The organism is Streptococcus oralis (genome assembly GCF_019929365.1).
Lineage (GTDB): Bacteria > Bacillota > Bacilli > Lactobacillales > Streptococcaceae > Streptococcus > Streptococcus oralis_BT.
Genome location: NZ_JAHZPH010000004.1, coordinates 23,087 through 35,354, shown reverse-complemented (window position 1 = coordinate 35,354; position 12,268 = coordinate 23,087). Strand labels below are relative to the sequence as shown.

7 protein-coding genes and 1 pseudogene are annotated in these 12,268 nt (G+C 41.7%); 6 read left to right on the top strand and 2 right to left on the bottom strand.

Annotated elements, in window-relative coordinates; translation table 11 throughout:
• The first annotated feature begins 325 nt into the window (after positions 1-325).
• The 3 genes and pseudogenes from malQ to tnpA all read left to right on the top strand — a co-directional run bounded on the left by malQ (position 326) and on the right by tnpA (position 4,798).
• Positions 326-1,843 (top strand): 4-alpha-glucanotransferase, encoded by a 1,518-nt coding sequence (gene malQ, locus K1I53_RS06390; protein ID WP_223328786.1) that lies wholly within the window; start codon positions 326-328, stop codon positions 1,841-1,843.
• A gap of 24 nt (positions 1,844-1,867) precedes the next feature.
• The gene (gene glgP, locus K1I53_RS06385; RefSeq protein ID WP_223328785.1) at positions 1,868-4,126 is read left to right on the top strand and encodes a glycogen/starch/alpha-glucan family phosphorylase; all 2,259 of its coding nucleotides are present in this window, start codon (positions 1,868-1,870) and stop codon (positions 4,124-4,126) included.
• 198 nt (positions 4,127-4,324) lie between these two features.
• Positions 4,325-4,798 (top strand): annotated as a pseudogene (gene tnpA, locus K1I53_RS06380) (IS200/IS605 family transposase).
• Positions 4,799-4,944: 146 nt separating this feature from the next.
• Here tnpA and K1I53_RS06375 read toward each other — a convergent pair.
• On the bottom strand, positions 4,945-5,793 hold the full coding sequence (locus K1I53_RS06375) for a putative RNA methyltransferase (protein WP_223328784.1): 849 nt from the start codon (positions 5,791-5,793) through the stop codon (positions 4,945-4,947).
• A gap of 151 nt (positions 5,794-5,944) precedes the next feature.
• On the opposite strand from K1I53_RS06375, the gene K1I53_RS06370 reads away from it, so the two are divergent.
• Complete coding sequence (locus tag K1I53_RS06370) at positions 5,945-6,223, top strand: DUF6110 family protein (RefSeq protein WP_000910902.1); 279 nt, start codon at positions 5,945-5,947, stop codon at positions 6,221-6,223.
• Between the two features lies 1 nt (position 6,224).
• Entirely contained in the window at positions 6,225-8,285 is a 2,061-nt protein-coding gene (locus tag K1I53_RS06365) for a heavy metal translocating P-type ATPase (protein ID WP_223328783.1), read from the top strand.
• 77 nt (positions 8,286-8,362) lie between these two features.
• Here K1I53_RS06365 and tyrS read toward each other — a convergent pair whose 3' ends face one another.
• Positions 8,363-9,619, bottom strand: coding sequence for a tyrosine--tRNA ligase (gene tyrS, locus K1I53_RS06360; protein ID WP_000546884.1), 1,257 nt, complete (start codon positions 9,617-9,619; stop codon positions 8,363-8,365).
• Positions 9,620-9,759: 140 nt separating this feature from the next.
• Here tyrS and pbp1b point away from each other — a divergent pair, with 140 nt between their 5' ends.
• Positions 9,760-12,222, top strand: a complete 2,463-nt coding sequence (gene pbp1b, locus K1I53_RS06355) for a penicillin-binding protein PBP1B (RefSeq protein ID WP_223328782.1) — start codon at positions 9,760-9,762, stop codon at positions 12,220-12,222.
• Positions 12,223-12,268: the final 46 nt, after the last annotated feature.

The window sequence follows — 12,268 nt, the reverse complement described above, 5'->3', positions numbered from 1 at the left end:
AAGCCCTTATATAAGAAAGAACTTAAAATATTTGTTTTTCTTGAATTGAAAATATATTAGGGAAACGATTGCGTAAATTAAGCTCGATTTTTCAGAAAATAGAGCAGATGTTTGGAATGAATTATCTTAAATCAGAAAATTTTTAAAAAATTTTTCGCTCATTTCATAAAATATCAGTGGGAACAAGTTTTGGTTGATTAAAATAATTCAAAAAAATTTTTTAAAAACGCTTGCATTTGTGTTTAAAATGCGCTATACTTAACTTAACGCAAACGTTTGCGCCTTGATTGCGCAACGTTTTATAACAAACACATGAGGTGCTATTATGAAAAAACGTCAAAGTGGTGTGTTGATGCACATCTCTTCTCTACCAGGAGCATACGGAATTGGATCATTTGGTCAGACTGCCTATGATTTCGTTGATTTCTTGGTTCGTACGAAGCAACGTTACTGGCAAATCCTCCCTCTTGGGACAACAAGCTATGGAGATTCTCCATACCAATCATTCTCAGCCTTTGCTGGAAATACACATTTTATCGACCTTGACATCTTGGTAGAGCAAGGTTTGTTGGAAGCTAACGATCTTGAAGGTGTTGACTTTGGTAGTGATGCATCTGAAGTTGACTATGCGAAGATTTACTACGCACGTCGTCCGCTTTTAGAAAAAGCAGTTAAACGCTTCTTGGAAGTGGGTGATGTCAAAGATTTTGAGAAGTTTGCTCAAGACAACCAATCATGGCTCGAACTCTTCGCAGAATATATGGCGATCAAAGAGCATTTTGACAATCTTGCTTGGACAGAATGGCCAGATGCAGATGCTCGTGCTCGTAAAGCTTCTGCGCTTGAAAGCTACCGTGAGAAATTGGCAGACAAGTTGGTTTACCACCGTGTGACTCAATATTTCTTCTTCCAACAATGGTTGAAATTGAAAGCTTATGCTAACGACAACCACATCGAAATCGTTGGAGATATGCCAATTTACGTTGCGGAAGATTCAAGCGACATGTGGGCAAATCCACATCTCTTCAAGACAGATGCCAATGGTAAAGCAACTTGCATCGCAGGATGCCCACCAGATGAGTTTTCTGCCACTGGTCAGCTTTGGGGGAACCCAATCTATGACTGGGAAGCGATGGACAAAGACGGTTACAAATGGTGGGTTGAACGCTTGCGCGAAAGCTTCAAGATCTATGATATCGTTCGTATCGACCACTTCCGTGGTTTCGAATCTTACTGGGAAATCCCAGCTGGCTCTGAAACAGCGGCACCTGGTAAATGGGTGAAGGGTCCAGGCTACAAGCTCTTTGCAGCTGTTAAAGAAGAACTTGGTGAGCTAAACATCATCGCAGAAGACCTTGGTTTCATGACAGATGAAGTCATCGAGTTACGTGAACGTACTGGCTTCCCAGGAATGAAGATTCTTCAATTTGCCTTCAACCCAGAAGACGAAAGTATCGATAGCCCGCACTTGGCACCTGCCAACTCTGTTATGTACACAGGAACACATGATAACAATACGGTCCTTGGTTGGTACCGTAATGAGATTGACGATCCAACTCGTGAATACATGGCTCGTTACACGAACCGTAAAGAGTACGAAACAGTGCCACACGCAATGCTTCGCACAGTATTTTCATCCGTTAGCTTCATGGCTATTGCAACCATGCAAGACTTGTTAGAACTAGATGAGTCAGCTCGTATGAACTTCCCATCTACCCTTGGTGGAAACTGGTCATGGCGTATGACAGCAGATCAACTCACACCAGCTGTTGAAGAAACTTTGCTTGACTTGACTACAATTTATCGCCGAATCAATGAAAATTTGGTAGAATTAAAGAAATAAGACAATATCAGGAGACACATAAACATGTTACCATTAAAAGAATTTGTACAAAAGCGTTACAATAAAACTATTGCAGAATGTAGCAATGAAGAGCTTTACCTTGCTCTTCTCAACTACAGCAAACTTGCTAGCAGCCAAAAACCAGTCAACACTGGTAAGAAAAAAGTTTATTACATCTCAGCTGAGTTCTTGATCGGTAAACTCTTGTCAAACAACTTGATTAACCTTGGTCTTTATGACGATGTGAAAAAAGAACTTGCAGCTGCAGGTAAAGAGTTGATCGAAATCGAAGAAGTAGAATTAGAACCATCACTTGGTAACGGTGGTTTGGGACGTTTGGCAGCCTGCTTTATCGACTCAATCGCTACACTTGGTTTGAATGGTGATGGTGTTGGATTGAACTACCACTTCGGTCTTTTCCAACAAGTTCTTAAAAACAACCAACAAGAAACAATTCCTAATGCTTGGTTGACAGAGCAAAACTGGTTGGTTCGCTCAAGCCGTAGCTACCAAGTGCCATTTGCACACTTCACATTGACATCTACCCTTTACGATATCGATGTACCTGGTTACAAGACAGCTACTAAAAACCGCTTGCGTTTGTTTGACTTGGATTCGGTTGATTCTTCTATCATCGAAGATGGTATCAACTTTGACAAGACAGATATCGCTCGCAACTTGACTCTCTTCCTTTACCCAGACGACAGCGACAAGCAAGGTGAATTGCTCCGTATCTTCCAACAATACTTCATGGTTTCAAATGGTGCGCAATTGATCATCGACGAAGCAATCGAAAAAGGAAGCAACTTGCATGACCTTGCGGACTACGCAGTTGTACAAATCAACGATACTCACCCATCAATGGTGATCCCTGAATTGATCCGTCTATTGACTGCGCGTGGTATCGAACTTGATGAAGCAATCTCAATCGTACGTAGCATGACTGCCTACACTAACCACACAATCCTTGCTGAAGCCCTTGAAAAATGGCCTCTTGAATTCTTGCAAGAAGTGGTTCCTCACTTGGTACCAATCATCGAAGAATTGGACCGCCGTGTGAAAGCAGAATACAAAGATCCAGCTGTTCAAATCATCGATGAGAGCGGACGTGTCCACATGGCTCACATGGATATCCACTATGGATACAGCGTAAACGGGGTTGCGGCTCTCCACACTGAGATCTTGAAAAACTCAGAGTTGAAAGCTTTCTACGACATCTACCCAGAAAAATTCAACAACAAAACAAACGGTATCACATTCCGTCGTTGGCTCATGCATGCCAACCCAAGACTATCTCACTACTTGGATGAGATTATTGGAGAGGGATGGCACCATGAAGCGGATGAGCTTGAAAAACTCTTGTCATACGAAGACAAGGCTGCTGTCAAAGAAAAATTGGAAAGCATCAAAGCTCACAACAAACGTAAATTGGCTCGTCACTTGAAAGAACACCAAGGTGTGGAAATCAATACAAACTCTATCTTTGATATCCAAATCAAACGTCTTCACGAGTACAAACGCCAACAAATGAACGCTTTGTATGTGATTCACAAATACCTTGACATCAAGGCTGGTAACATCCCTGCTCGTCCAATCACAGTATTCTTTGGTGGTAAAGCAGCTCCTGCCTACACAATCGCTCAAGACATCATCCACTTGATCCTTTGCTTGTCAGAAGTGATTGCAAATGATCCAGCAGTAGCTCCACACTTGCAAGTCGTAATGGTTGAAAACTACAACGTTACTGCAGCAAGCTTCCTTATCCCAGCATGTGATATCTCAGAACAAATCTCACTTGCTTCCAAAGAAGCTTCAGGTACTGGTAACATGAAATTCATGTTGAACGGAGCTTTGACTCTCGGTACTATGGACGGTGCTAACGTGGAAATCGCTGAATTGGTTGGCGACGAAAACATCTACATCTTCGGTGAAGATTCTGAAACTGTTATCGACCTTTACGCAAAAGCAGCTTACAAATCAAGCGAATTCTACGCTCGTGAAGCCATCAAACCATTGGTTGACTTCATCGTCAGCGACGCTGTTCTTGCAGTAGGTAAGAAAGAACGCTTGGAGCGTCTTTACAACGAATTAATCAACAAAGACTGGTTCATGACCCTCCTTGACTTGGAAGACTACATAAAGGTGAAAGAGCAAATGTTGGCTGACTACGAAGACCGTGACGCATGGTTGGATAAAGTCATCGTTAACATTGCCAAAGCAGGATTCTTCTCATCTGACCGTACAATCGCTCAGTACAACGAAGACATCTGGCACTTGAACTAAGATTCATTACATCAGACTGTAAAATAAAACGCATCTATTTAAGGTGCGTTTTTTTATATTATGGCTTCAAGCCAGTTTTTCTCGTAGAGAAAAACAAGAAAACCACCAGCTATGCTGGTGGCTGACAAGGCTTCTAGCTTCCATTTATTTTTCTAAGTATAATCTAATTGTTCAGGTTAGATAAAGGAGGAAAAATAAATGGCTAAAACCAGTTACGGTTTATCACATACCAAATGGATGTGCAAATATCATATAGTTTTTACACCTAAGTATCGCCGTAAGGCGATATATTACAAAGTCAGGTCGGATTTGATAGATATTATCAAACATCTATGCCGTTGTCGTGGTGTGGAGATTATCGAAGGTCATATGATGTCAGACCATGTACACCTGCTTGTACTGATACCTCCCAAACTTTCGATTTCCGATTTTATGGGGTATCTCAAGAGTAAAAGTGCATTGATGATATTTGATAAGCACGCTAATTTAAAATATAAGTATGGAAATCGAAAGTTCTAGGCTAGGGGATGCTATGTAAGTACCGTTGGACTAAACGAAAAGACCGTAGCTAAATATATTCGCGAGCAGGAAAAGAATGACATTGCACTCGATAAGCTGAGTGTAAAAGAATATGAAGATCCGTTTTCTGATGGCGGATTTAGAACAAGGTAAAAGCCCGTTGTGACGGGCATTAGTCAAGTAATATAGCACGACCTGAACGAAGTTCAGCGAGCGTCTTTAGACGTCGCTGGAGAGAAACGGCTTATAGCCGGTGTACAAGCCACCCGTTTTCACGGGTGGTTATGACTTAAACTAATTTACAGTGCTTTCCCCACAAGTATCTCTGCTTCGATGGTAATCTCGGTCAGTTGGCTCCAGTCAATCTTGGTCTGGTCAACATGAAAGAGAAGGGGGGTCATGCTGAGCAGTGCTTGGCGTTGCTCGGCTGTGATGGGTTTGGTCAGGGAGGCTGTTTGGTGAGATTGGATACTGAAGTGTTCCTGGAAATGTTCCTTGATATCTTGGTTGGAATAATCCTTCTTTGTCAGTTGGTCTTGCACCATTTGGCGGATTTCTTTGAGGTGATTTTCGGTTGGGATGACCTTGATTAAGATACCGTTTTGGGATAGAACGCGGCGAAATTCTCCATAATTGGCAGGCGAGAAGATATCGAGCAGGATATCCATACTAGCATCTTTTATAGGAAGACGAGCTAGGTCCCCAACAAACCAATTGACTGCCCAGTTTGGTTCGCTCTTAGCAGCGATTTGGACGGAATCTTTGGAAATATCAAAAGCATAGAAGGTTTTATCAGAGTGACTTTCTTGGAGTTTACGAGAGTAAAAACCTTCGCCACAGCCGATATCTAAAATTGTTTTGGCACTTTCTGAGTTTGCAAGTAAGTCAGATATTGCCTCGAAAATAGTTTGATAAAAACCAGCTTCTAGGATTTGCTGACGGTTTTGAAAATTTTCCTTGTCGTAGTTGGTGGATTGCTTGATTTGCGGTGCTAGATTGACATAGCCAAATTTCGCCAAATCAAAAGAATGACGATTGAAGCATTTGAGACTAGTCTCCACCAGAGCAAGATTTTCTTGACAGATAGGACAGGAAAAGGCACTAGCAGTAGCAAAACGTTGAAGTTTTGGTTTGAGGTTTGTATTCATAGTTTAAGTGTATCAAAAGAGGCAAATGAAAGCAACCTTAGGAATAAGTAGATGGGAGATTCAGTAGAAATAAAATTAATTCTCCAATTTATGGAATGAAATTGCTTTTATATCTAAATTGCTATATAATAATGATAAGGAGGAAATAAGTATGTTAAAAGAAGTATTAAGCGTCGCAAAAGTTGCGAAAAAATCATCACTCTTTTTAGGTGGTGTTGCATTTGGAACCCTTGGTTTGAAAATCTTAGCAAGTAAGGAAGCTAAAAAAGGTTATTCTAAAGCTTTGGCTAAAGCTTACAAATTGAAAGATGAATTGGATGCATCTGTTTCCATTGTAAAACAACATGGAGACGATGTCTTGCAAGATGCTAAATATTTGTATGAGCAAGAGAAAAAAGAAGAGCAATTAGATAGCCTGATAGGGGAATAATATGTCTTTTAAAGTGCTACACAGAGGATACCAACATATCCGACTATCATCTTCTTTTTCACTCACCTTGGATATTCAAGACTATCTTCGTTCCTTGGCGAGAGATGAAAAGGGAATTGAGTCTATCCAGTTTTACATGGATCAACAGCACTTTACTCTACGTATAAAAGAAGGCTTTTCTGTATTAGATAATGCAGAAGCCTTTTTAAAAAGAATTGATAGAGGGAAAGTTTCTGAGTTGATGACTCTTCCCATTCGTAGAGAAGATAGTGCCTATTCTATTGTTTCAGGTGCAGCGATTAAGCGTGTGCTTTTTCGTAGTCTTGTACCGTCTCCTATTCGCTATATATGGACTTGTTATCAGGCTCTGGGGTATGTCAAAGAAGCTTATCAGACCCTAGCGCGTAAGGAACTAACGATGGAGGTTTTGGACTGTTCGGCTATTTTATTATCCTTGTTTATGAACCAATCCAAGACAGCGAGCAACATCATGTTTATGCTTGATTTGGGGAATCATTTAGATCAGTGGTCCTTGAAAAAAACTGCAACAGATTTAGAACAGAGTCTTCTTGCAAAAGAGAGCGATGTATTCCTAGTACAGGGCGATACGGTTGTTAGTATCAAGAGTTCCGATGTTCAAATAGGAGATGTTTTGGTCTTATCTCAAGGAAATGAGATTCTGTTTGATGGACAAGTAGTTTCAGGTTTAGGTATGGTCAACGAAAGTTCCTTGACGGGAGAGAGTTTTCCAGTTGAAAAAAGAGAGTCTGATTTGGTTTGTGCAAATACAGTATTAGAAACTGGAGAGTTACGCATTCGTGTAACCGATAATCAGATGAACAGCCGGATTTTACAACTGATTGAGTTGATGAAGAAATCTGAAGAAAACAAGAAAACGAAACAACGCTATTTCATCAAAATGGCGGACAAGATCGTCAAATATAATTTCTTGGGGGCTGGGCTGACTTACCTATTGACAGGTTCTTTTTCTAAGGCTATTTCTTTCCTATTGGTCGATTTCTCCTGCGCTTTGAAAATCTCTACTCCTGTAGCTTATTTGACAGCTATCAAGGAGGGGTTGAACCGTGAAATGGTGATTAAGGATGGAGATGTTTTGGAGAAATATCTGGAAGTTGATACTTTCTTGTTTGATAAGACGGGAACAATCACAACTAGCTATCCGATAGTTGAAAAGGTGTTACCTTTTGGGGACTATAGTGAGGAAGATATTCTCAGAATCAGTGCCTGTCTTGAGGAACACATTTATCATCCTATTGCTAATGCCATCGTCAAGCAAGCTGAGATAGAGGGGATTGAACATGAGGAAATGCATGGGAAACTCCAATATATCGCAAGCAAGGGGATCAAATCTCATATAGATGGCCAACCAGTTCTTATTGGGAATTATGTCTTGATGCAGGATGAGCAGATTCATATCAGTTCAGAACAAAATGCTTTAATTGAAGAGTACAAGAGTCACTACAATCTCTTATTCTTGGCTTATCAGAATGAATTGATTGGAATGTTCTGCATTCATACTCCTTTGAGAAAAGAAGCAAAAACAGCCTTGGATAAACTTAAGGCACAGGGGAAAAAATTGATTCTGGCAACAGGGGACACCTTGGTTAGGACAGAGGAATTAGTCAAAGATTTGCCCTTTGATCAGGTATATACAGACTTGAAACCTGATGGGAAATTTGAGTTAGTAGAGGAACTGCAGAAAGCAGGTCACACTATTTTGATGGTTGGAGATGGATTGAATGACTCAGCGGCTCTAACCCTGTCAGATATCGGTGTGGTGATGAATGAGAGTGCAGATATTTCTAAGCAGATGAGTGATATCTTGTTGTTAGATAATCGTTTGGATTTCTTCCAAGAGTTGGATTCACTATCATCATCTTTGCAAACACTCATTAAGAAGAATATTCAAGATACCGTTGTCGTAAATAGTAGTTTGATTGGCTTTGGCTTGTTTAACTGGCTCAGTCCTTCAAATCTCTCTATCTTACATAATCTAACAACCTTACGCATTGTACTGCGTAGCCTGTCTATTAAGGGATAGGTGGGGACTATTCACAGCAAAAAGGAGTTACCTTTCTCGAGGTTAACTCCTTTGTTTATAGGTAAATATTGAACAATTTAGTAAGTCAATACAAAGTATTTTTTCTTCCCACGGCGGATAACAGTGAGTTCGTTTTCGAGCTTGTCTGCGTCGCTCAAGACATAGTCAAGGTCTTGGATGCGGTCGCCGTTGACGTAGATGGCTCCATTTTGAACATCTTCACGGGCTTGGCGTTTTGAATTGACCACACCAGATGACACAAGGAGTTCCACGATATTGTGGTTTTCGTCTGCTTGTACTTGGTAGTTTGGCACTCCACGAAGTCCTTGTTTGAGTTCTTTGACAGAAAGGTTTTTGATGTTTCCAGCAAAGAGTTGCTCTGTGATATTGAGGGCTTCCTTGTAGGCTTCTTCGCCGTGAACAAGTGTAACGACTTCACGAGCCAAGACTTTCTGAGCCAAGCGTTCGTGTGGAGCCGCTTCAAACTGTTTACGGATGTCTTCAATCTCATCGAGTGACAAGAAGGTAAAAATCTTCAAGAAACGAACAGCGTCAGCATCCATGACGTTCATCCAGAATTGGTACATTTCGTATGGAGAAGTCTTTTCAGGGTTGAGCCAGACTGCGTTTCCTTCTGATTTACCAAATTTCTTACCAGTTGCGTCTGTGATGAGTGGCACAGTGATAACGTGACCAGTCTTGTCAGCCTTACGACGAAGCAATTCGGTACCTGCGGTCATATTTCCCCACTGGTCAGAACCACCGATTTGTAGGGTTACGTTGTGGTCTTGGTTAAGGACAAAGAAGTCATACCCTTGCATGATTTGGTAGGCAAACTCAGTGTAAGAAATTCCGGTTTCGATCCGTTTTTTCACAGACTCCTTACTCATCATGTAGTTGACAGTGAAGTATTTTCCGATATCACGGAGGAAGTCAATGAAGCTGATGCTGCCAAACCAGTCGTAGTTGTTGACCATGACAGCTTTATTTTCGCCATTTTCAAAATCAAGAAAACGAGAAAGTTGTCCTTGGATAGACTTGACCCAGCCATCTACTGTGTCTTTTGTTTGGAGACTACGCTCAGCATCTTTGAAGGACGGATCTCCGATGAGACCTGTAGCACCGCCAACGAGCGCATAAGGTTTGTGACCTGCTAATTGCAGACGACGACTTGTCAAGATTGCAACAAGGTGACCTAGGTGAAGGCTATCAGCAGTTGGATCGTAGCCAGTATAATAAGAAACTTGACCTTCTTCTAGGGCTTTGCGTAAAGCTTCTTCATCAGTCGTTTGAAAAATCAAACCACGCTCTTTTAGCTCATCAAAAATGTGCATGTGTCTTTTCTCCTTTATAAAATATTGTTTCTACCTATTGTATCACAAACTTGGTCAATAGCCTAGTAGAATAGGGAAGAAAGTGGCTATTTTATTGAAAGTTTCCCTTTTATGGTATAATAAAGAAAGTGAGGACATTCATGAAAAAAAGAAACAATGAATTAAAAACAAAGTTGCTGCAATTTTTCCAGCAACTATCTGTCAAATGGAAGAAAAAACAAGCAAGTAAAAAGATCAATAAGAAAGTGGCTTCTTCTGACAAAGTCAGAAGGGTTTGGTCTATTCTGGCTAAGATTTTGAGTGCTTTTAAAGTGACCTTCAACACCCTCTTTATCCTAGGTTTTATCGGTGGCCTTTTTGGAGCTGGTGTGGCTATGGGCTATGGCGTCGCTCTATTTGACAAGGCCAAGGTACCTCAAGCAGAAGAGTTGGTCAAACAAGTGAAGGATATTGCCTCTATCTCAGAAATCACTTATTCTGACGGCAGTACCATTGCTTCGATTGAGGGCGATTTGTTGCGCACGTCAGTTGCTTCGGATGCTATATCAGACAATCTAAAAAAAGCCATTATTGCGACAGAGGACGAGCATTTCAGCGAGCACAAGGGAGTTGTGCCTAAGGCCGTTATTCGTGCGACCTTGGGAACCTTTGTCGGTCTAGGGTCGTCCAGTGGTGGTTCGACCTTGACCCAGCAGGTTATCAAGCAGCAAGTGGTAGGGGATGCTCCCACTCTAGCTCGTAAGGCGACAGAAATCGTAGATGCTCTTGCCTTGGAGCGCGTCATGAGCAAGGACGAAATTCTGACAACCTATCTGAATATTGCTCCTTTCGGTCGCAATCACAAAGGTCAAAATATTGCAGGTGCCCAGCAGGCTGCAGAAGGAATCTTTGGAGTCAAAGCTTCGGACTTAACGGTCCCTCAAGCGGCTTTTATCGCAGGCTTGCCACAGAGTCCGATTAGTTATTCCCCTTATGAATCTGATGGTAGTATGAAGAGTGATGAGGATATGGCTTTGGGAATCAAGCGTGCCAAGGACGTCCTCTATAATATGTACCGGACAGGTGCTCTGAGCCAAGAAGATTACGACAAGTACAAGGATTATGACTTTAAGCAAGACTTTCTACCATCAGGTAGTGTCAACGGAAGCTCACGCGACTATCTTTACTTTGCAACCTTGGCAGAAGCTACAGATCGGATGTACGATTATCTAGTTGAGAGAGATCATGTCTCTGCTCAAGAGTTAAAGAATGAGTCTATCCAGAAAGCTTATCATGACCTAGCAACCAAGGAAATTGAAAACGGTGGTTATAAAATTACCACTACCATTAATAAAAACGTTCATACCGCAATGCAAAATGCGGTTGCGACCTACGGCTATCTGCTAGATGATTCGACAGGCCAGCCCGAAGTAGGGAATGTCCTCATGGACAACCAAACAGGAGCCATTCTTGGATTTGTTGGTGGTCGTAATTACCAAGAAAATCAGAACAATCACGCTATTGACACCAAGCGTTCTCCAGCTTCAACCACTAAGCCTATACTGGCCTATGGTATCGCGATTGACCAAGGTTTGATGGGAAGTGCAAGTATCTTGTCTAACTATCCGACAAACTTTTCAAACGGCAATCCTATCATGTATGTCAATAGTCCTGGTACAGGGATGATGACCTTGGGAGAAGCCCTTAACTACTCATGGAATATCCCGGCCTACTGGACTTATCGTACGCTTCGAGAGAAGGGGGTCGATGTCAAAGGTTATATGGAAAAAATGGGTTATGAAATCCCAGAATATGGTATCGAAAGTTTACCGATGGGTGGGGGAATTGATGTCACAGTTGCCCAGCATACCAATGGTTATCAGACCTTGGCTAATAATGGGGTCTACCATAAGAAACATATGATTTCCAAGATTGAATCGACGACTGGACAAGTGATTTATGAATATAAAAGTCAACCTGTACAAGTTTATTCAAAAGCGACAGCGACCATCATGCAGAGTCTGCTTCGCGAGGTGATCTCATCTCGAATTACTTCGAGCTTCCAGACCGACTTGGCTTCCATCAATCCAAGCCTAGCTCGCGCCGACTGGATTGGAAAGACTGGTACGACCAATGAAGATGAAAATATGTGGCTCATGCTTTCTACGCCACGCTTGACTCTAGGGGGCTGGTTAGGACACGATGACAACCGACCACTAGCCAAAGGAGCAGGTCACTACCGCAATGCCAACTATATGGCTCACTTGGTTAATGCTATCCAGCAAGCTGAACCTGGCATATGGGGAAATGAGCGCTTTAGTCTAGATCCAAGTGTGACCAAGTCTCAAGTCCTCAAATCGACAGGAGAGAAACCTGGCAAGGTCACAATCAATGGCAAAGAAGTCACCGTTTCAGGTTCTACAGTAACGAGCTATTGGGCTACTAAAGAAGGGGCGCCAGTAACCACTTACCGCTTTGCCATCGGAGGGAGCGATGCCGATTATCAAAATGCTTGGAAGAGCATTTTAGGAAGTTTACCCACTCTTCCTACCCCAACTCTCCCAAGCTCAAGTAGCAGTTCGGGAACAAGCTCATCAACTCGCTCAAATCAATCAAATCGATAGAATAAAAAAGTAGCATGATTCATTCAATAATATTTTTTCATGCTAC

Coding starts and splice junctions, on each gene's coding strand:
- K1I53_RS06375 (WP_223328784.1), bottom strand. CDS start 5,793: ATGAATACAAACCTCAAACCAAAACTTCAACGTTTTGCTACTGCTAGT.
- tyrS (WP_000546884.1), bottom strand. CDS start 9,619: ATGCACATTTTTGATGAGCTAAAAGAGCGTGGTTTGATTTTTCAAACG.
- K1I53_RS06365 (WP_223328783.1), top strand. CDS start 6,225: ATGTCTTTTAAAGTGCTACACAGAGGATACCAACATATCCGACTATCA.
- malQ (WP_223328786.1), top strand. CDS start 326: ATGAAAAAACGTCAAAGTGGTGTGTTGATGCACATCTCTTCTCTACCA.
- pbp1b (WP_223328782.1), top strand. CDS start 9,760: ATGAAAAAAAGAAACAATGAATTAAAAACAAAGTTGCTGCAATTTTTC.
- K1I53_RS06370 (WP_000910902.1), top strand. CDS start 5,945: ATGTTAAAAGAAGTATTAAGCGTCGCAAAAGTTGCGAAAAAATCATCA.
- glgP (WP_223328785.1), top strand. CDS start 1,868: ATGTTACCATTAAAAGAATTTGTACAAAAGCGTTACAATAAAACTATT.